Here is a 20,237-nt window from a genome sequence, read left to right on the forward strand (position 1 = left end):
AGGACGTGCAGGAGGTCGCAACACAATGGCTCTGGACATATAACCATGACAGACCCAACATGGGGAACAGCGGGCTAACCCCCGCCCAGAAACTAAAAACAGCTGCCTGAATTCTCATTCAATGCCCCACTAAAAATGGGGGGATTACCCACCCAGTGTAGTAGCTCACGGCACTGAGCGAGAACGGTATTTTTCATCTCATACCGTCTTTCTTGAAGACCGGCATGGGGGGGGGGGACAGCGGAACATCTGTTGTACAACGGAAGCCGAAAAAAGCTGACGTTGTTGGCAATCCAGCATCACGATGCTGCCCAATCATGAAAATCAGATAGGTTCCCGATCGCAATCACTGACTGAGTGAGGAACCCCGCGGCAGCATGCGTCCAAGCACTTTGTCTTTCAGGACAAACTGATGAAAAAGCGCCGCCGCGCCATGGCCTGTCGCAAGACCCATAATCAACCAGGCGTTCCAGTAATGTAGCGTCTGAAACCACGTCACGGTTTCCGCCGGGAACCGCGCGAACGGGGATGGAATCAGGAGGCCGAAAAAACTCATCGTCTGCCCGGCACCCCATCGCCAGAGATAGCCCAGCAAGATTTCCGCCAGAAGCAGCACATAGAGCGTGTACTCTGCTCCAAGGGCGAATACCCGGTCCACAGGCACGAGAAGGTCCGACAGATGCCGGCCTTTCGTCAGACGCCAGACAATGCGGAACACCATAATTGCGGTCAGCAGGATGCCGGCTGTCAGATGCGCGACCACCATCAGATGATGGACGGGTTTTGTTGGCCAGTTCCAGGTTTCGCCAAGAGCAAACTGAAGCAGCACCAGAAAGGCCGTCATCCAGTGAAGGATGATCGTCGGCCTGTCGTAACGCAGCAGGCTATCTGTGATGTCCGGCGTTGAATAAGGCATATACGTCTCGGCAAAAAAGAACCCTGAATCCACTTCCGTATCATGCTTACCTGACAGGATTCTGAACAGAACAGATTTTCCTAAAACATAAATAATATTGAAAATAACTCGCAATATCAGAATGAAATATCTGTTGTCGCGGCAAATGATGCATCTTAACCTTTATTTGTATTCACCAGAAGCAGCAGGTCATCTTATGTCGCGTCTCCATCCTTTGGCCGAACGTCATGCCGTCGAGAAACTGGGATGGCTGCGTGCGGCTGTTCTCGGCGCCAATGACGGAACGCTGTCGACCGGCAGCCTCATCGTCGGCGTTGCCAGTTCTCATGCGACACGCGGCAGCATTCTCGTCGCGGGACTGTCCGCGCTTGTCGCGGGCGCCCTGTCCATGGCGGCGGGCGAGTATGTCTCGGTCAGTTCCCAGGCCGATTCCGAACACGCCGACATCGCCCGCGAGAAACAGGAACTGGTCACGGACTGGGAGGGCGAAGTCACCGAACTGGCCGGGATTTATCAGAAAAGAGGGCTGGATGAAGACCTCTCGCGCAAGGTCGCCGTTGCCCTCATGAAGCATGATGCGCTCGGTGCCCATGCAAGGGATGAACTGGGTCTGTCCGAAGCCACGGCGGCACGACCCATACAGGCGGCATTCGCCTCGGCAACCGCCTTTTCATCCGGAGCACTACTGCCTGTGCTGGCGGCGGTTCTGACGCCCGTGGCGTGGGTGTCCTGGGGCGTGTCCCTGACGTCCGTCGTGGTTCTCGCTGTTCTGGGGGTCGTTGGCGCGATTGCCGGCGGCGCAGCGCCTCTGCGCCCAGCAGTGCGTGTGACGTTCTGGGGTATTGTGGCAATGATCGTCACGGGCGGGATCGGCCGCCTGTTCGGCGTGTGAAGCCGCGTTCCAAGCTCTGAACGAGGCAGGTCCTGGGTAGTCTTGACTTCATCTCATATATCCGTGATCGTCGATTTATGGATACAGAATCCGCACTCTCGGCCCTCAACGCGCTGTCCCAGTCCACGCGGCTGGAGATCTTCCGCCTGCTGGTGCGCCACGAACCGGACGGGCTGCCCGCCGGGGACGTCGCGCGGCACCTCGATGTCCCGCAGAACACCATATCGGCCCATCTCGCTACCCTGACGCGGGCTGGCCTGCTGACCTCGCAGCGTCACAGTCGGCTGATCGTCTACCGTGCGTGTCTTCCGCGCCTGCGCGACCTGATGCTCTTCCTCGTCCGGGACTGCTGTGCGGGCAGTCCTGAGCTTTGCGCGCCCCTGGTCGCGAACCTGTCCTCCTGCTGCCCGAGCCCGGAATCCTGCCCATGACCGTCACCATCTATCACAACCCGGCCTGCGGCACGTCGCGCAACGTGCTGGCACTGATCCGCAACAGCGGCGAGGAACCCCGGATCATCGAATATCTGAAAACCCCACCGAGCCGAGCCGAACTGGTTGATCTGATCGTCCGTATGGGGGTTCCGGTGCGCGCGGTCCTGCGGGAAAAGGGCACGCCCTTTCATGAACTCGGCCTCGATAATCCGGCCCTGAGCGATGATACGCTGATCGACGCCATGATCGCACACCCGATCCTGATCAACCGGCCCATCGTTGTCACACCGCTTGGCGTGAAACTCTGCCGTCCCTCCGAGGTGGTTCTGGACATTCTACCCACGCCACAGAAGGGTGCTTTCGCCAAGGAGGACGGCGAGAAGATCGTGGATGAGGCCGGGAAACGGATCGCCTGATGCTGGCCCTTGCCATTTTCATTGCAACGCTAGTTTTCGTCATCTGGCAGCCACGGGGTCTGGGCATCGGCTGGAGTGCGATGGCCGGTGCCGCCGTGGCACTGGCGACCGGTGTCATCCACTGGCACGATATTCCTGTCGTGTGGCACATCGTCTGGGACGCGACCTTTACTTTTATCGCGTTGATCATCATCTCGCTGCTCCTGGATGGGGCCGGGTTCTTCCATTGGGCCGCCCTGCACGTCGTACGCTGGGGCAAAGGGCGAGGCCAGACGCTATTCCCGCTGATCGTGGTGCTGGGAGCGGCCATTGCAGCGGTTTTCGCCAATGACGGCGCGGCGCTGCTGCTGACGCCCATTGTCATCGCTATCCTGACGCAACTGCGCCTGAGCCATGGCGCGGCGCTGGCCTTTATTATCGCCACTGGGTTCGTCGCGGATACCACCAGCCTGCCGCTTGTCATTTCCAACCTGGTGAACATCGTCAGCGCCAATTTCTTTGGCATTGCGTTTGATCGCTATGCCGCGATCATGGTCCCTGTCGATCTGGTGGCGCTGGGCGCGACGCTGGCTGTGCTTTGGCTGTGGTACCGGCGGCAGGTGCCTGCGACCTATCCCGTCGCCGAACTGCCAGCACCCGCTGCGGCAATTCGTGACCACCATGTATTTCGGGCGGCATTTCCGCTGCTGGTCCTCGTTCTGGCGGCCTATTTCCTGACAGCGCCGTTTCATATCCCGGTCTGTGTTGTAGCCTGTCTGGCCGCCGGAACCCTGTTGCTCGTCGCCGGATATGGCCGGGTGATCCCTGTTCGCAAGGTGCTGATGGGCGCACCATGGCAGATCGTGATCTTCTCGCTGGGCATGTATCTGGTGGTGTATGGCCTGCGCAATGCCGGGCTGACCGACTACCTTGCGGCCGCACTGGTCTGGCTTGGCCATCAGGGGCCGTTCATCGCCACGATCGGCACCGGCTTTCTGGCGGCTGTTCTGTCGTCCATCATGAACAACATGCCGAGTGTGCTGGTCGGGGCGCTGGCGATCCAGCAGGCCCGTGACATCACGCCGCTGACACGCGACCTGATGATCTATGCCAACGTCATCGGCTGCGACCTCGGGCCGAAATTCACGCCGATTGGTAGTCTCGCAACACTACTGTGGCTGCATGTGCTGGCATCCAAGAACCATCGGGTCACATGGGGGCAGTATATGAAGGTCGGACTGGTGATCACACCTCCCGTCCTGCTGGCAACACTCGCGGCGTTGGCCCTATGGCTGCCCCGGATCAGTCACCCGTAATACACGACAGGACCGATATATATATATGACCGAACCTGAGCTGCCAGCCTTGCATCCGGAGTATCTCGAACGGGTCGATCTCGCGCGGCTGGAACCGCAACCGCGTGTGGATCATCCGCCGCGCATCCTTCTGCTCTATGGCTCTTTGCGTCCCCGCTCGTTCAGTCGCCTGCTGGTGCTGGAGGCAGAGCGCATTCTGAAAGTCCTCGGCGCCGAGACACGGGTGTTCGACCCGACCGACCTGCCGGTAGCGGATTCCGTGCCCGCGACCCATCCGAAAGTGCAGGAACTGCGGGAACTCTCGATCTGGTCTGAAGGCCAGGTCTGGTGCAGCCCCGAACGGCACGGCAACATCACTGCCGTGTTCAAGAACCAGATCGACTGGTTGCCCCTGACGGAAGGCTCGATCCGCCCGACGCAGGGCCGCACGCTGGCGGTCATGCAGGTTTCGGGCGGATCGCAGAGCTTCAATTCCGTCAATGCCCTACGGGTGCTGGGCCGGTGGATGCGGATGTTCACCGTCCCCAATCAGTCCAGCGTGCCGATGGCCTATACCCAGTTCGGTGACGATGACCGGATGAAGCCATCCCCCCTCTATGACCGGATGGTAGATGTCATGGAGGAGCTGATGAAGTTCACATGGCTGCTGCGCGACCGGGCCGACTACCTCGTTGATCGCTACAGCGAACGCAAGGCGGAATTCCGTCTCCCGGAAAGTCTGTGAGCCGGGCAATGGCGGAACAGTTCGATGTTGTGATCGTGGAAGGCGGTCAGGCGGCCCTCGCCGCGTCGTATTTTCTACGACGGACCGGACTGCGTTACGTCATTCTTGATAACGGGACGCAGGCGGGTGGTGCATGGGTGCATGGCTGGGACTCCCTGCATCTGTTTTCACCCGCGTCCTACAGTTCGCTGCCCGGCTGGCCGATGCCAGACACGCCGGATGGCGGCTATCCGACCAGTGACGAGGTGTTGGACTATCTGCACCGCTACGAGGCGCGCTATGCGCCGCCGATCCGCCGTCCGGTCATGGTCGAGTGTGTGGAGCGCGCGAACGGAAAACTTCTGACTGTCAGAACCAGCGCGGGTGATTTTCTTGGCCGTGCGGTTATCGGGGCGACCGGTACGTGGTCAGCCCCCTTTGTTCCCGATGTCGCGGGGCGTGACCTCTTCGGCGGGACGCAACTCCATTCCAGCCATTACCGGAATGCCGCGCCCTTTGCCGGCCGACGTGTACTGGTGGTAGGTGGGGGCAACTCCGGGGCACAGATTATGGCGGAGCTGTCGCTTGTCGCTCAGGCAACATGGGTCACGCTGCATGATCCCATCTTTCTGCCCGATGACGTGGACGGACGGGTCCTGTTCGAGCGGGCGACCGCTCGCGTTCTCGGCGGCCCGTCGGCCATGCCCACCAGCGGCTTTGGCGATATCGTCATGGTCCCACCTGTGCGCGCCGCCAGGGAGCGAGGCGTGCTCCACGCGGTGCGCCCGTTTGTACGTGTGACGGCGACGGGCGTCGTCTGGCCCGACGGGCGGGAAGAAGCCATCGATAGGATCATCTGGTGTACCGGCTTCCGACCCGCGCTCGGTGTATTTGCATCACTCGACGTGATCGAGCCGGACGGCTTGATCCGTGTTAACGGGCAGCAGGCCGTCAGGGAGCCACGTCTCTGGCTGCTGGGTTATGGCTCCTGGTGTGGGCCCGCATCCGCCACGCTGCTGGGCGCCGGCCGTGTCGCCAGATCCATGGTCCGGCAACTGGCGGCCTGGCTTGCGTCGCCGATATAGAAGGTCTGCTTATCGAAACTTTGAGCAAGTCTGAACACGGCCGAGAAGAGGGCGACTGCCGCCAGTCGGCTATTTGAGCTGTTCGGATCCGATGAAACAGACAGCTAAGGATATCTGGATATACGCTTGGCTTGGGGCAGGAGAGTTCTGAACCGTGTCAACAGGAGACGCATAAACGCATCGCTGAACTGCCCGAGGGGTGGACTTGCTTGTAGATAGTATGAAGTCGCAGTCGGGTCGAGATTGTACTCATCGAGTAGAATCCACTGCTGCCGGTTCTGATCAAGGCCGGCCCGTCGTTTTTCCGTTGCAGGCACCTCGACTGCAATACGGTTAGGAGCCGGCAGGCGTGTTGTTACCGGAAGCAGAAGAAGATAGTTCTGGTTGTCCCGTGCCACAAAAGCGGCAGCAACAGTGGTCGGGCGATCCTTGCGTCCTTCGCTTTCTCCGCGCGCGTTCTGCCAGTGCCACAGATAGGGGTATCGCAAGACCATTCCTGGCCGAAAATCGATGCTCATGGCTAAGGAGTAATGTCCAGCAGGTAGCCGTCGATTGCTTGTCCAATGTCTTGGGCCAGATCGGCAGGCATGTCCGCTGTCGCGCCGACTACACGCCTGTCGGCATCACGGGCTGTCAGTGCCTCATATTGTTCAACGCTGAGCATGATCAGGCGCGGTTTACCGCGCTGGCTGATTGAGACCGGACCTTGCAGGGCACTGGCGATGATGTCGCCTGACTTACGAGACAGGTCACTGGTCGAAAATGTGCGCATGATCCCCTCCTTCAATGAAGCGCAATAATACAGCAAATACAGCAATGATGTAAATGACGGAGATTATCCCGGAATATGGTGCGGCATTGTGCTGCTTTCGCCGCAACACAATGATGGTTTGTCTGAATTTAATTGCCTTCTGGGCCGAAGATACGGCACGATTTGCCCTACATTAGACGTGGGACTCCGATGGGTTGGAGCGCCCGGTTTCTGGCTGATTATCCTCATAATCTGGATTTTTTCGATTGGTTTTCTGTCTGGATTTTTATGTCCGACAAGAGAACTTATCGGACATAATAACGAGGGAGGGGGCCAAAAACGGAAAAATAGTCATTTTTGAAGTTGTGGGCCATTTAAGGTAAATCGTAGTGACTTTTCCCAGCTGCCCTTGCATCTATTTGCAGTAAAATGGTATCTATCGCGATATATACTATCCTGCGAGGTACGCCATGTCAGAGACTGCCAAAATTTTCATGACCGGTCGCAGCCAGGCGGTTCGCCTTCCTGCTGCCTATCGGTTCAATACGGCCGAAGTCAGCATCCGGCGTGATCCACAAACGGGAGATGTCATCCTCTCCGCCCGACCCACAGATTGGAACGAAGCATTCTCGGCTATCCGGCATAGCCGGGGCGCAGAGTTGTTTCCGGCAGGCCGGGAGCAGGATGAACAGAAACGTGATCCTTTTTCCGGGTTTTGAGCTGTGACACTGTGGATGTTCGATACCAATACGGTCAGCGACATAGTGCGGGGAGACGAGATCGTTCTACAGCATGTTGAGCGCCTTGATCCCCGCCAGTGTTGTGTGTCAGCGGTGACCGCTGGGGAAGTTGCTTACGGGCTGGCCCGGCGCCCTGACGCTACGCGCCTGCACCGTTTGACCCAGATCGTTATGGACCGTCTGGAAGTGTTACCTTGGGACTCAGAAACTGCACACCGTTATGGCCGGTTACGCGCCAGTCAGGAACGGCAGGGCCTGTCTCTGGGCGCACTTGATATGATGATCGCAGCTCACGCCCTGACCTGTAGCCTGACACTGATTACCAGTGATCAGGCTTTTACAGCCGTCAGGGGATTAGATGTGCGGAATTTCCGTGGCTCGTAACGAGCGGCAGCGTTCTACGGTCATGGCAGACGAGCAATGGGGCGGTTTTGCCACAAGACGCGAGAGTGCACATCCGTCTTCAGGTGTTCGGAAAGAAGCCGTCCCGGCTCTGGGTGATATAGCCGCCGTACTGACGCGGACAGTTCTGCGATGTGGTCAGCTCGACCAGCAGATATACAGGCATCCCTTGCGTGACGTGATCCTGTTCCGATCGCGTCTGGAGGCTGCCCGTAATTGTGCGGCCGTCGATGGTTATCTGGTCGATCCGTGGCATCTGGCTGCCGTTCTTGAAGGGTTGCGTCCCCGGATCCGTGGGCAGAATGTGTTTGAACGGGGTACCGAAATTGATGCCGCCCGTGCGGCATTCACGCAATATCAGTGGCTTGCAAGACCCACAGGACTGCAAAAAGAGGCAATCGCGCAAGCGCGGGCAGTGGCCCAGTCTTTGACGCAAAGCCTAGGACCGTTTGTGGGGAGTGCCATGGCGTTCCGGCAATGGGTAGAGGCTGGAGAGAGCCGCGCTCCGTTTCGGGGCGCCCTGATGGAGGTCTGGCGTGAAGATGGCGTGTTACGCACACCCCTTCCGCTCACGGGAGCCGCGGCCTTTCGGTCAGGAATATCCTGGGATGTCCGGACCTGGGTTCCGTGCTGGTTGCAGGCCTTAGAAGACGAAGCTGACGCCATTCGTATCATGACCCGAACGCTTGAGGCCTCGTGGCGCGCTGCCCGTCTTCAGGCGGGTGGTCAGAGACGCACCTCCCGCGCACGCGCCGCGATCGATGTTATTGCGGCCCACCCTGTGATTTCGGCGACAACACTCGCGATGCGGCTTTCGATGTCGATCAAGGCGGCCTGTCAGTTACTTGAGCGCTTTTTGGAGAAGGGGTTGGTTGTGGAAGTCACCCACCGGTCCGCGAGGCGGTTGTTTGCGCTGCGGGATATGGCGCCTTTACGGGAAACGGTGCAGTCACGAGCAAATGTGGTGGCAGGACGAAAGCGGGGCAGGCCGCGTGCGAGTGCTATTGAAGACAATATGAATGTCGCAGATATAGAGGCGGGGCAGGATTTCAGTCTCCTTGAACGGTGGACCCCCGATTACTCCGAGCTTGAGGCCGCAATGGCTGCGATTGACCGCCTGATGGAGAAAGCCTGTGCATGAATGGAATTATTTAATAATCTCGTCGGTATTGGCGCACAAATGGCTAAGGATTTCCCGTTTGAACGCAGTTTGCTAGCGTGATGTGTAGAGCAACCATTGTAAACGGGATTAAAAATCTCATAGCACCCGGTGCTAACTGACAAAACGCCCTTATTATATGCCACAACGTCCTGATGTTTCTGTGATTATAAAGAATAAATATCTCCTAAAAATTTAACGTGTCGGAGGCTATTAATGCAGTGGACAGATTGGCCGGGCAAGAGTGCCGTCGTCCTGAATGGCCCTGAACATCCGGCAGCATTTCACATGCTGGATGTTGCAGCTGTGGCGGAAAAATTGATTGCGCCGTTTGCATTTGCAGCGCCACTCCGTGATGCGCTGATCGTGCTGGCTGGACTTCACGACCTTGGCAAGATCAGTGAAAGTTTCCGCGCCATGCTGCGGGACGACATTCCTCAAATAGGCTTTCGGCATTGGGAACTCAGCGAAGCACTTTTTTACGTTGCAGATGCAAGGATAGCGGCCCGTATGGGTGGCAGGCCACGGATCCGGCAGATACTCTATGCCGCCGCAGCCGGACATCACGGTCGCCCCCCCGATCATAACTTCGGCGGCGTCCCACCTGAAGCACGACTACCACGAGGACTCCGCTCGGCCATGGAAATGGTTGGAGATGGCCGCGAACCAGCAATGAGACTAATTGACGCTTTCTGCGATCTCTGGCCGAAAGCATCACTCGACGGACTGACATTGGCTGACGCCACTACACTTTCCTGGTGGTTTGCGGGTTTCTGTACGGCAGCTGACTGGGTGGGATCTAATCCCTGCTGGTTTGAGCCGAAGACACCGGCATGGACTCTGGATTTTTATCTGGAGCAGGCCCGATCAGTTGCCGCCAGTGCTGTCGCCGAGGCCGGTATTGCCGGCACTGTGGTGCAGAACGGCAGTCTGTTCGATTTCACATTGCGTCCCATGCAGGCAGCCTGTGCAGATATAGTCCTACCGGATGGACCGACACTTGTGATTGTTGAGGATGAAACAGGAGCCGGCAAAACAGAGGCAGCGCTTCTGCTTGCACATCGCATGTGTCTGGCGGGGAAAGGACGCGGGCTGTTTTTCGCCCTTCCGACAATGGCAACGGCGGATGCCATGTTCAGCCGGGCGTCAGGAATAGTTGGTCGCATGTTCGACAATCCCTGCGTAACGCTGGCTCATGGGAGGGCCGGGCTGTCGGTGCCGTTTCGTGATCTTGTGCAAGGAAGCAGAACAGGTGGCCCCAGAGAGATCACCTCATCGGATTGGCTTGCCCAAAGTAATCGACGAGCGCTACTGGCTGACGTCGGTATAGGAACCATAGATCAGGCTCTGCTTTCGGTTTTGCCGGTCAGGTTCCAGACTTTGCGGACTTATGGCTTATCATCGAAGATACTTGTGGTTGATGAAGTCCATGAAATGGGTGAGCCCTATATTGCTGAGGAGCTTGCCGCCTTACTAAAAATGCACAGGGCTGCGGGTGGTTCTGCAATCCTGCTGACGGCGACGCTACCTATGGCCCTTCGGCGCAAGCTTCTGGCGACCTACAACGGTGAGTCTGACAATACGGCGTATCCTGCCCTGACCATTGCTGGCGGGGCAAGCATTACGCAGTTCCCGCTAGAAATCCGTCCCGTAAAAGGACCGGTAACGGTTGAAAGGCTTGATACGGCGGATAAGGCAGTCTCTCTACTCACAGAAATGGTGGCTCAGGGGGCGGCCTGTGTCTGGATCCGGAATGCAGTAGACGACGCAATCGAGGCTTTCGAAGCACTTCGAGCCGCCGGCGTGGAGGCTCGCCTTCTACATGCACGTTTCGCATTGTGCGACCGCAAGCGGATAGAAGCGGAAGTTCTTCAGCGGGTCGGGAAAGACGGAAAGGACCGAAAAGGATTTGTCCTTGTTGGAACACAGGTGCTGGAATCTTCGCTCGATCTGGATTTTGATGTGATGCTGTCCGATATCGCTCCCATCGCAGCACTCATCCAGCGGGCAGGCCGTTTATGGCGTCATATGGATATCCGACCGGCTGAATCACGTCCGGTCCAGAAACCGACTTTGCATATTCTGTCGCCAGATCCGACACGAGTTGGCGATGATCGGTGGTTGCATGGCACACTTGGAAAAGGCGCATGGGTGTATGCGGTGGCTGATGTCTGGCGCAGCGCACATGTATTGTTCAAACAGGGACAGATTGGTACTCCTGACGGTCAACGTGCGCTGATCGAAGCCGTCTATGGAGACGACGCTGAACCCATACCGGAAGTCCTGTTGAAAGCGGAACAGGAGAAATACGGGAAAGATAGCGCCAACAGAGGATTAGCCTGGCATAATATCGTGAATTTCCCGGACGGCTATCGCAAGGCTGGGAGAGGCGATGATGATGTGAATTATCCCACCCGACTAGGTGAGGAGCCGCGTGTGCTCTGTCTGGCCCGTCGGACGGCACAAGGTCTTGTCGCTTGGGCAGAAGGGGATGGTACGGATGCCTGGATGCTCTCGGAAGTGTCCGCTCATCGCAAAAAAATTGATGCTCTCCCTCTTCCTGATCAGTCCTTACCGGAAATCATGACAATTACAAAAGACTGGCCGGAATGGAAATGTACACAGATTAGGGTGTGCCCCGTCGAGGAGGATGGCCGTATCTGCGAAGGCTTGCGTTACGATGCGGAGTGCGGTGTTATGTTTGCCTCTCTATCATAACGGAGATGGCCCGTGCTCGGGTTAATGCTGCTCGCAACGCAGATTGGTTAGCGGGCTAAGCGGGGATGTGAAGGCGATGTTTTGAAATATAATAATTGTTCAGGCCAATCCTGTTAGGAAAGCTTTAGCCTTAAAACTGCGCTTTTGCTTCAGGCGCATTTCTCTGCCTCGCCAGAAAGCGGAGGTAATACGTGTCTCTCAATCTCATTGATGACCCATGGATCCCGGTTCTTTGTGTGGATGGGTCACGCCGGATCATAGCGCCATGGCAGATGGCAGAACCGGATGTCGTGCAGCCTGACTGGCCGCGCCTCGATCTGAACGTCGCCTGTCTCGAACTTCTGATAGGACTGGTCTTTCTTTCCGACCCGCCGGCTGATAGCGAGGATTGGGACTTACGTCGTAACGCCGATCCACAACGGCTGCGGCTGAAATTGACAGCCTACGCACCGGCATTCAATCTTCTCGGCGACGGGCCGCGCTTTCTTCAGGATTTGGAGCCTCTCGTAGGCGAGGGTAATCCTGTCGATATGTTGTTCATCGACAGTGCAGGAGCGAATACCGCACGCAATAACGCCGATGTCATGGTCCATCGCAGCCGATATGATCGCCTCGATTTCTCGTTGGCGGCCATGGCGCTTTACACATTTCAAGCAAATGCTCCTTCCGGAGGCGCAGGAAACCGCACATCAATGCGAGGCGGTGGGCCGCTGGTCACGCTTGTCGATCCTGAGAATACACTGTGGGATCTGGTCTGGGCAAATGTGCCGTACGGACAGGCAGAAGACATAAAAACTCTCCCCTGGATGAGGCCAACTCGCGTTTCGGACCAGGGGCAGCTAACAGGTCCACCGGAAGGACAGCGTTTCGGAGTGGAGGCATTCTTCGGTATGCCACGTCGTCTGCGTTTTCTGTATGACGATGACGCAGTGACAGGCGTGATTCAGAAACCGTCAGGTACAAATTACGCTCTCTGGATACATCCGCTCAGCCCCTATTATCGTCTGAAACCCGGCACGGAATGGCTGCCCAAACATCCACGAGCAGGACATTTCAGTTATCGCAACTGGCTTGGTGTGGTGCTGGAAAAAAGCGGAGGCGAACTATCTGAACTCGCGTTGTGCCTGCGCGATTGGGCTGAACGTCACGGGAAGGGTTCCGTTATTGTCGCCGGTTGGGCGATGGATAACATGAAGCCCCGTGATTTTATTTTCTCGCGCCAGCGCCTTCTTCCAGCTCTCCCTGAGGAGGCTGGAGACAAGCTTGTCGATTTGATTCGGGCGGCCGAAGCAGTCGCTGTGGCATTACGTACTGCCCTTACGCCTGTTCTGGCCGCTGGCGAAGCGCGGGAGGCGGAACGCGAAGAGTTTTTTTTGCAGACCGAAACAAAATTCTTGAGACACGCGCAAGCGATTGAGCAAGGAGAAGACCCCGCGTCCGCATGGCTGGATGATCTTCGAAAACAGGCACTCAGTCAGTTCGACATAAGGGCAATCCCTGGGCTGAACCAACGTGAGGTGGAAGCAATCGGTCGCATCACCGAGGCTCGACGGTATCTGGTAATGGCACTTGCGGGTTATGGAAAACAGGGGAGTGAAATTTTCAATTCGCTCGGTCTTCCTCTTCCAGAAACCAAAAAAAGGAAAGCGGCATGAGCGGGAAGGAAAAAGGCCTGGGCACAGCCGCCTTCGGTTGGTGGGCGGAATATCTCGAACCACGGGATACAAACCCCGCCGCCCGTGCGCTCGCCGCGCGTCTGCGTCGGGCTGGACCAGTCGAAGCTTTGTGCGAACCGGCGGTGCACAAGCTGGCGCAAACGCTCCATGTGACGGGTGACGAGGCGGAAACAGCAGCGCTGGTGCGTCTCGTCTGCCTACTTGCTGAAGTAAGAGAGCGCGACGTAGTGCCGCTAGCACGTCGTCTGGGTGGAAACGAGCCTGTGCTCTCTCATGCCCGATTTGAAAAACTCATGCGTGCCGAAGGCGCAAACCTGACCGACCTGATTCGTCGTGCCATCATTATGGCTGACCGACGCTGCAATGTCGGCGCTCTGGCCCGCGACCTCTGGCACTGGAACGACAGAACACGCACGGACTGGTGCTTCGGTTATTTTCATGCCGATGCGCCTCAGCATGATTCTAAGGAAACAATCCGATGACGACTTTTCTGCAATTTCACCTTCTGACAACTTACGGCCCCTCCAACCCCAATCGAGACGATCAGGGTCGCCCGAAGCAGGCGACAGTAGGGGGAGCGCCTCGGCTGCGTATGTCATCTCAGTCCGTGAAGCGTGCTCTGCGTGAAAGTGCTTTTTTCGCGCTCGACCTGGCTGATCATGAAGGAAAACGGACGAAACGCCTGTATCAGAACCTCGTTGAGCATCTGCTGGCCAATGGGGTGAGCGAGGACAAGGCTCATGCTGCGGCGGATCAGGTCGCTGTGATTTTCGGCAAACTGGAAACACCAAACAAGGAAACGAAAAACCGGATCAGCACGACGCTCGCCTTTATTTCTCCCGATGAATGGAAGCTTGCCGAAGAATTGGCAGAGAGGATCGCTGCTGGAGAAAAGGTGCCAACAGACAAGGAACTGAAGAAGCTTGTTCTACGTCGGGCAGATGGCGCCATCGATATCGCCATGTTTGGACGGATGCTTGCTGACTCCCCCGATTACAACCGTGAAGCGGCGGTGCAGGTAGCCCACGCCATCACCACACATCAGGCGCAGTCGGAAGAGGATTGGTTCTCCGCCGTCGATGACCTGAAGAAACACGAAGAAACGGGTGCTGGACATCTGGGCGAGACCTCCTTCGGTTCTGGTGTCTACTACCAATATGTCTGCGTGAATTGTGACCTGCTTATTAGCAACCTTGCCGGTGATCGGGAACTTGCAGCCAAGGGGATCGAGGCATTGGCCGCCGCGCTGGCTCGCACTACTCCCAAAGGGAAGCAGAACAGTTTCGCTCATCACCCACTTGCGCACTACATTCTGGCTGAAGCCGGAACACAGGCGCCGCGCGATTTGTCCGGCGCGTTTTTCTCACCCGTCAGGGCACAGCCTCTGCTCGAAAAATCAGTCGAGGTGTTGGAAAAGACCCGCAGGGAGATTGACGAGGCTTACGGCAAGGTCTGGAAAGTGGACCAAAAGCTGCATGTGGGTAAGGGGGGAACCCTTGATGAGATCACAGCCTTTGCAGGCGCGACCGTACGGGGGGCGTGATGCAGCGTTTTCTGGTGTTTGGCCTGACTGCCTCACTGGGCGCGATGGGCGAACTCGCGGGGCATGAACGGCGCGGTTCTCTCATCTGGCCCGCACGGTCGGCGATCATCGGACTGATGGGAGCGGCGCTTGGCATTGAGCGCGATGGTAATTTCTCCGCTCTCGACGCGCTGACAATCGACGTGGCTATCTTTGATGAAGGAGTGCCGCTGCGTGATTACCATACCATCGAAACGGTCCCCTCTGCCGCCATAAAAAATCCGAACTCCAGGCCGGAAGCTCTGCGGGATACGCGTGGAAAGACAAATACGGCTATTACACTGCGTGATTACCGAACAAGCGTATTTTACGGCATTGCTGTGCAGGGTGAGACATTGGACAAGATCGCAGCAGCCCTGCTGGAGCCGCATTTTACGCCCTATTTTGGACGGAAATCATGTCCACTCGCAGCACCAACCGGAGCACGGGTCGTCGAGGCGATTTCTTCAGAAGCGGCGCTGGGGCATCTCAAAGTTCCAGGCTGGCGCAAGTCGCCTGTTCAGGCTCACACGCTTGTTTGCAATGACCCAAATGGCGAAGTCATCAGCGATGTACCGCTTGACCGCAATCGCTGGCATTTCTCCACCCGGCGCATTGCTCTGCGTTCGGTGAACATCGTGGCTGGAGGCTGATATGACATTCTATTTCAGTCACATCCGACTAGCCCGCAATCCTTCGGCTCGGGCGCTGGCCGCGCTGCTGCGACCGACAGAAATTGGAGCCCGGGTGTCCGCGCAGCACCATCTACTCTGGTCAGTGTTCGCTGATAGTTCGGAACGAGAGCGTGATTTCCTGTGGCGTGAAGAATGTGACGGCAGTTTCCTAACTCTTTCGTTGCGTCCACCGCTTCAGACCGATCTCTTTGAACTACATCAAGTTAAGCCGTACGAACCAGACCTTATACCCGGTCAACGTCTAGACTTTCTTCTCCGCGCCAACGCCACACGGATGCGTCGTGGCGGCAAGAGGGAGGATGTCGTCAAGGCCTCAATCGACGCTCTGGAACAGTATGAACGTGCCGGGAAACGTATGGAAATTGCCTCATCAGAGGGCAGGGCATGGTTGGAGCGGCAGGGCGCAAAAAGTGGTTTTAGTGTGATGATGGCTGTCGCGGACGATTACATGACCCGCGCTCTGCCTCGGCCAGGTGCAGTGCGTGGTAACGCAATGAAAATCGGCGTTCTCGATCTTTCAGGATGTATCGAAATTACTGATCCTACGCTTTTCCTGAAACAGATGACGCAAGGATTTGGACGAGCCAAATCGTTTGGATGTGGCTTGATGCTGATCCGGCGGCCAAGATGAGCAAAGGGGGTGGGATTCCGGGACTAGCGCCGCCAAAACTTATCCCGCTTAAAGACCGGGCCTCGCTGATTTTTGTCGAACGAGCACGTTTGGACGTGCTGGACGGTGCGTTCGTAGCAGTCAACGCTGATGGGACGCGCACCCAGATTCCCATCGGAGGCATTGCCGGAATCATGCTGGAACCAGGAGCGCGAATTTCCCATGCAGCAGTCTCCTTTGCCGCCCGAACTGGCACCCTTATCATCTGGGTGGGCGAAGCCGGGGTGCGGCTTTATTCGGCTGGGCAGCCGGGAGGTGCGCGTTCGGATAAGCTACTCTGGCAGGCGCGCATCGCGCTTGATGATACAGCCCGCCTGCGCGTCGTAAGGAAGATGTTTACAATGCGCTTTGGCGAGGAGCCGCCATCCCGCCGGTCTATCGAACAACTACGTGGGATCGAAGGCATACGCGTACGAGAAAGCTACGCCCTTTTAGCGAAGCAGTATGGTGTTCCGTGGAAACGTCGGGTCTATGACCCGAAAGACTGGGACGCTGGCGACATTCCCAATCGGTGTCTCTCTGCGGCCACGGCGTGCTTGCACGGGCTGTCGGAAGCCGCCGTTCTGGCGGCCGGATACGCTCCGGCAATCGGATTTCTCCACACGGGTAAGCCCCTGTCGTTCGTGTATGATATCGCTGACTTGTTTAAGCTGGAAACCGTCGTACCAGAAGCATTCCGTATAGCCGGACAAGCCGCGAAAGGAAAAATGGACATGGGGCCTGATCGGGCTGTTAGGCTAGCCTGCCGCGATATGTTCCGCCGGACCGGACTGCTCGGACGGATCATTCCCACCATTGAAGAAGTACTATCAGCCGGTGATATTACTCGCCCCGAGCCACCGCTAGACGCTGTCCTTCCCGCTTTTGATGAAGAACAGTCCGGCGATTCAGGACATCGTGGATGATGGTCATCGTCGTCACGAATGCGCCTCCACGTCTGCGCGGTAGGCTGGCCGCATGGCTGGTGGAAGTGCGGGCAGGAGTCTATGTTGGCGATTATTCAGTCCGTACGCGGGAAATGATCTGGCGGCAAGTGACGGAATGCATGGAAGCAGGCGATGCGGTCATGGTGTGGAAAGCGCCCACGGATCAGGGCTACGACTTTGTCACCTGCGGTCAGAATCGTCGTATGCCCGTTGATTTTGACGGTTTAAAGCTGGTAAGTTTTGGTTCAGAAAAACCCGCGTTCGATTGGTAGGATCTTTGACAACAAAAAAATATTGTTGAGTCAATGACTTCCATGAAGAGTGTTCCCCGCCTGTGCGGGGATGAACCGCTATCCACGGTATGCGTGTTGCTGCTCTGGAAGTGTTCCCCGCCTGTGCGGGGATGAACCGTAACTTACAATGAAAAAAGTGTATCAAGAGGAGTGTTCCCCGCCTGTGCGGGGATGAACCGATCAGATACCCACGATCTGCGAAGGTGCTTGGGTGTTCCCCGCCTGTGCGGGGATGAACCGGCCTGCTATGACAAAGCCGCCTAGAACATTGAGTGTTCCCCGCCTGTGCGGGGATGAACCGTGGACACGTTGGCCCGACGGGCTTTGGCGTGCGTGTTCCCCGCCTGTGCGGGGATGAACCGTATGCCAAGATATAAAGGGCGTGGCGTAATGAGTGTTCCCCGCCTGTGCGGGGATGAACCGATCATTGAACCCAGATACAGCATCAATATCACGTGTTCCCCGCCTGTGCGGGGATGAACCGGCATCGCGCAGAGGCAGGAACGACACAGGCCGGTGTTCCCCGCCTGTGCGGGGATGAACCGACGAGATGCACAAACCATCTTGGGAATATAAAGTGTTCCCCGCCTGTGCGGGGATGAACCGCTGAAATTCGTTGCGACCGATGGGCACCGTCTGTGTTCCCCGCCTGTGCGGGGATGAACCGCGGATGGACACGGGTTATGAAGGCGCTCTGACGTGTTCCCCGCCTGTGCGGGGATGAACCGGATTGATATTTAATGTCTGAATATAAACACCCGTGTTCCCCGCCTGTGCGGGGATGAACCGCCACCGCGCTTGCAACGGGAAAGTGTTTAGATGTGTTCCCCGCCTGTGCGGGGATGAACCGAATATGATGCCTGCCAGCGATGGGCTGCAACAGTGTTCCCCGCCTGTGCGGGGATGAACCACTTCGTATCACGCGTTAGGGCAGTTTCCAATGTGTTCAGTTTTTTACGTTGATCCCGACCTCGGCGTGTCGTCAGTTAAGGGGTCACGACACGAAAGTGTACTTTACGTACGCTTAGAGTGAACCCAACAAGAACGTTGAGGCTGTTCTGCTGAGAGTTCGATAGACAGTTGGCCGAGAAATAGAAAACAGTTCTGAAAGATCGCTGATGGAGTAATCGCCGGTATCATACATCCGGCGAAGCTCTTTTTGCTGACGTTCAGAAAGCTTGGGTTTCTTTCCGCGTAGTTTACCTTTGTCGCGTGCAACGGCCATCCCTTCACGAGTACGCATCCGGATCAGATCGGCTTCAAACTCCGCGAAAGTCGCAAGGATGTTGAAGAACAACTTGCCCATTGGATCAGACGGATCGTGAATACTGTTCCCAAGTTGAAGCTTCACGCCACGGGATGCCAGGCTGTCGCCAATAAGCCGTGCATCAGGGACAGAGCGGGCCAGTCGATCAAGCTTTGGTACGACCAAAGTATCGCCACTACGAACAGCCGCCAGTGCCTGGTCAAGGCCGGCCCTTTCCCGGTTCGTGCCGGTGAAGCCCTTGTCGGTGTAAATACGATCGGCAGAAACACCGAGTTTGAGCAGTTCCTGATGCTGGGCCGCGAGATCCTGTTTGTCCGTCGAGCAGCGGGCATAGCCGATCATTATGTGTGTCATACGGGAAAGTGTAACGTATAAGGCCCCATGACTGCAAAACATATGGTACCACCTTTATGAGACACAGCACACGGCTGTATTCCATGACGTGTTGCACTTGTCCTGGACAGTCCGTTTAACGATCCCCTTCCGGACACATGAAGGAGACATCCGATCATGGCGCGGCGCCGTCTTCTGACCCGTGAAGCTCTCGCCCGACATTACGAGCCTTCTGTCGATGATCGCGAGATCACGAGACATTTTACACTCAGCCAGGATGACTTCGATCTGATCGCAACCCGCCGCGGAGAAACCTCCCGATTGGGTTTTGCGATGGTCATGCTCTACATGCGCTGGCCGGGACGGGTGCTGGAATCTGGTGAAACACCACCGGCTCCCATTCTGTCATTTGTTGCGCGGCAGCTCGACCTGTCCCCTGGGCTCTGGTCCCATTACGGACGTCGTGACGAAACCCGTCGATCCCATCTGGCCCACCTGATGAAGCGTTATGGCTACCGAACCTTCGATCGGTCGGCATTTCATGACATGACCGGTTTCGCGATGCCAATTGCACATCATGTGACCCAGCCATCCCGCATGGCTGCGATCCTGATTGACGAGATGCGTCGCCGAAGCATTCTCCTGCCGTCGGTCACTGTCATTGAAGCCTTGGTGCGCCGTGCTCGCCAGCAGGCCGATCACCTTGTCCATGACGTCCTTGCAGGGGATCTGCCGCTGGAAACCCGTTGTCGTTTGGACAAAATGCTGGAGCGTCGTGGCGATCGCAGTGCCTCCTCGCTCTCGTGGCTGCGTAACCCGCCCCTGTCACCAGCCGCGCGCAATATCCTGCGATTGCTGGAACGTCTGGAGTATGTACGATCCCTGAACCTCGACAGCGCTCGCGCCACGACCATACCGCGTGTGGCCTTTGACCGTTTGAGCGAAGAAGCTGCCCGGATTACGCCCCAGCATCTGGCCGAGCTTCGGTCATCCCGTCGTTACGCCATTCTGGTGGCAGCCGGGGGCCGACTTGAGGAGGTTCTAACCGACGCGACCCTCACAATGATGGACAAACTCCTCGGAAGCATGATGCGCCGTGCCGAGCACCGGATCCGTGACAAAGCGATTGTCACCATGCGATCGTTGCAGGCCCAGCTTCGTCTGCTGACAACCTCCTGCCGTCATCTGATTGAGGCGCGTGATCAGGGTGTTGATTCACTGTCTGCCATTACGGGAATTGACTGGCCCCGCCTCCAGGACGCCATCGGCAGGGCTGAAACCCTGACAGCTCCAGAGACCATTGAT

General features: G+C 57.2%; 22 protein-coding genes and 1 CRISPR repeat array. Of the genes, 18 read left to right on the forward strand and 4 right to left on the reverse strand.

Features of this window, described 5'->3' with window-relative positions; translation table 11 throughout:
- Nucleotides 1–346: 346 nt before the first annotated feature.
- Nucleotides 347–916, reverse strand: coding sequence for a cytochrome b (locus tag GOB86_RS12330; protein WP_061276397.1), 570 nt, complete (start codon nt 914–916; stop codon nt 347–349).
- A 196-nt stretch (nt 917–1,112) separates the two neighbouring features.
- Here GOB86_RS12330 and GOB86_RS12335 point away from each other — a divergent pair, with 196 nt between their 5' ends.
- The 6 genes from GOB86_RS12335 (at nt 1,113) to GOB86_RS12360 (ending at nt 5,741) form a co-directional block, all read left to right on the forward strand.
- On the forward strand, nt 1,113–1,808 hold the full coding sequence (locus GOB86_RS12335; RefSeq protein ID WP_165992756.1) for a VIT1/CCC1 transporter family protein: 696 nt from the start codon (nt 1,113–1,115) through the stop codon (nt 1,806–1,808).
- A 77-nt stretch (nt 1,809–1,885) separates the two neighbouring features.
- On the forward strand, nt 1,886–2,239 hold the full coding sequence (locus GOB86_RS12340; protein WP_165992724.1) for an ArsR/SmtB family transcription factor: 354 nt from the start codon (nt 1,886–1,888) through the stop codon (nt 2,237–2,239).
- On the forward strand, nt 2,236–2,658 hold the full coding sequence (gene arsC, locus GOB86_RS12345; protein WP_165992726.1) for an arsenate reductase (glutaredoxin): 423 nt from the start codon (nt 2,236–2,238) through the stop codon (nt 2,656–2,658). The genes GOB86_RS12340 and arsC overlap by 4 nt, the downstream gene beginning before the upstream one ends.
- The gene (locus GOB86_RS12350; RefSeq protein WP_165992728.1) at nt 2,658–3,953 is read left to right on the forward strand and encodes an arsenic transporter; all 1,296 of its coding nucleotides are present in this window, start codon (nt 2,658–2,660) and stop codon (nt 3,951–3,953) included. The genes arsC and GOB86_RS12350 overlap by 1 nt, the downstream gene beginning before the upstream one ends.
- A 25-nt stretch (nt 3,954–3,978) precedes the next feature.
- Nucleotides 3,979–4,677 (forward strand): arsenical resistance protein ArsH, encoded by a 699-nt coding sequence (arsH, locus tag GOB86_RS12355; protein ID WP_165992730.1) that lies wholly within the window; start codon nt 3,979–3,981, stop codon nt 4,675–4,677.
- An 8-nt stretch (nt 4,678–4,685) separates the two neighbouring features.
- On the forward strand, nt 4,686–5,741 hold the full coding sequence (locus tag GOB86_RS12360) for an ArsO family NAD(P)H-dependent flavin-containing monooxygenase (protein ID WP_165992732.1): 1,056 nt from the start codon (nt 4,686–4,688) through the stop codon (nt 5,739–5,741).
- A gap of 104 nt (nt 5,742–5,845) precedes the next feature.
- Here GOB86_RS12360 and GOB86_RS12365 read toward each other — a convergent pair whose 3' ends face one another.
- Nucleotides 5,846–6,259, reverse strand: coding sequence for a hypothetical protein (locus GOB86_RS12365; RefSeq protein WP_242012659.1), 414 nt, complete (start codon nt 6,257–6,259; stop codon nt 5,846–5,848).
- Between the two features lie 2 nt (nt 6,260–6,261).
- Nucleotides 6,262–6,513: a type II toxin-antitoxin system prevent-host-death family antitoxin gene (locus GOB86_RS12370; protein WP_165992734.1), complete on the reverse strand. Its 252-nt coding sequence runs from the start codon at nt 6,511–6,513 to the stop codon at nt 6,262–6,264.
- Between the two features lie 473 nt (nt 6,514–6,986).
- Between GOB86_RS12370 and GOB86_RS12375 the strand changes: the two genes are divergently transcribed.
- The 11 genes from GOB86_RS12375 to cas2e all read left to right on the forward strand — a co-directional run bounded on the left by GOB86_RS12375 (nt 6,987) and on the right by cas2e (nt 17,311).
- Nucleotides 6,987–7,211, forward strand: a complete 225-nt coding sequence (locus GOB86_RS12375) for an antitoxin (protein WP_242012660.1) — start codon at nt 6,987–6,989, stop codon at nt 7,209–7,211.
- A 15-nt stretch (nt 7,212–7,226) separates the two neighbouring features.
- Complete coding sequence (locus tag GOB86_RS12380; protein ID WP_064775867.1) at nt 7,227–7,616, forward strand: type II toxin-antitoxin system VapC family toxin; 390 nt, start codon at nt 7,227–7,229, stop codon at nt 7,614–7,616.
- Complete coding sequence (locus tag GOB86_RS12385) at nt 7,591–8,775, forward strand: hypothetical protein (RefSeq protein WP_242012661.1); 1,185 nt, start codon at nt 7,591–7,593, stop codon at nt 8,773–8,775. The genes GOB86_RS12380 and GOB86_RS12385 overlap by 26 nt, the downstream gene beginning before the upstream one ends.
- Nucleotides 8,776–9,009: 234 nt before the next feature.
- Nucleotides 9,010–11,511, forward strand: coding sequence for a CRISPR-associated helicase Cas3' (gene cas3 / locus GOB86_RS12390; protein ID WP_165992739.1), 2,502 nt, complete (start codon nt 9,010–9,012; stop codon nt 11,509–11,511).
- A gap of 191 nt (nt 11,512–11,702) precedes the next feature.
- Complete coding sequence (gene casA / locus GOB86_RS12395) at nt 11,703–13,166, forward strand: type I-E CRISPR-associated protein Cse1/CasA (protein WP_165992741.1); 1,464 nt, start codon at nt 11,703–11,705, stop codon at nt 13,164–13,166.
- A complete protein-coding gene (casB, locus tag GOB86_RS12400; RefSeq protein WP_165992743.1) occupies nt 13,163–13,669 on the forward strand; it encodes a type I-E CRISPR-associated protein Cse2/CasB in 507 nt (168 codons plus the stop codon). The genes casA and casB overlap by 4 nt, the downstream gene beginning before the upstream one ends.
- Nucleotides 13,666–14,730, forward strand: a complete 1,065-nt coding sequence (gene cas7e / locus GOB86_RS12405; protein ID WP_165992745.1) for a type I-E CRISPR-associated protein Cas7/Cse4/CasC — start codon at nt 13,666–13,668, stop codon at nt 14,728–14,730. Before casB ends, cas7e begins: the two co-directional genes overlap by 4 nt.
- Entirely contained in the window at nt 14,730–15,401 is a 672-nt protein-coding gene (gene cas5e / locus GOB86_RS12410) for a type I-E CRISPR-associated protein Cas5/CasD (protein WP_165992747.1), read from the forward strand. The genes cas7e and cas5e overlap by 1 nt, the downstream gene beginning before the upstream one ends.
- A 1-nt stretch (nt 15,402) precedes the next feature.
- Nucleotides 15,403–16,074 (forward strand): type I-E CRISPR-associated protein Cas6/Cse3/CasE, encoded by a 672-nt coding sequence (gene cas6e / locus GOB86_RS12415; RefSeq protein WP_165992749.1) that lies wholly within the window; start codon nt 15,403–15,405, stop codon nt 16,072–16,074.
- Nucleotides 16,071–17,018 (forward strand): type I-E CRISPR-associated endonuclease Cas1e, encoded by a 948-nt coding sequence (gene cas1e / locus GOB86_RS12420; protein ID WP_165992751.1) that lies wholly within the window; start codon nt 16,071–16,073, stop codon nt 17,016–17,018. The genes cas6e and cas1e overlap by 4 nt, the downstream gene beginning before the upstream one ends.
- Entirely contained in the window at nt 17,015–17,311 is a 297-nt protein-coding gene (gene cas2e / locus GOB86_RS12425; protein WP_165992753.1) for a type I-E CRISPR-associated endoribonuclease Cas2e, read from the forward strand. The genes cas1e and cas2e overlap by 4 nt, the downstream gene beginning before the upstream one ends.
- A gap of 49 nt (nt 17,312–17,360) precedes the next feature.
- Nucleotides 17,361–18,243: a CRISPR direct-repeat array (repeat unit 29 nt; unit sequence GTGTTCCCCGCCTGTGCGGGGATGAACCG).
- A 113-nt stretch (nt 18,244–18,356) separates the two neighbouring features.
- Here the strand turns inward: cas2e and GOB86_RS12430 are convergent.
- A complete protein-coding gene (locus GOB86_RS12430; RefSeq protein ID WP_029329811.1) occupies nt 18,357–18,953 on the reverse strand; it encodes a recombinase family protein in 597 nt (198 codons plus the stop codon).
- 156 nt (nt 18,954–19,109) lie between these two features.
- Between GOB86_RS12430 and GOB86_RS12435 the strand changes: the two genes are divergently transcribed.
- Nucleotides 19,110–20,237, forward strand: a 1,128-nt coding sequence (locus GOB86_RS12435; RefSeq protein ID WP_165992754.1) for a DUF4158 domain-containing protein, incomplete at its 3' end; no start/stop codon positions are given.

The organism is Acetobacter lambici (genome assembly GCF_011516885.1).
GTDB classification, from domain to species: domain Bacteria; phylum Pseudomonadota; class Alphaproteobacteria; order Acetobacterales; family Acetobacteraceae; genus Acetobacter; species Acetobacter lambici.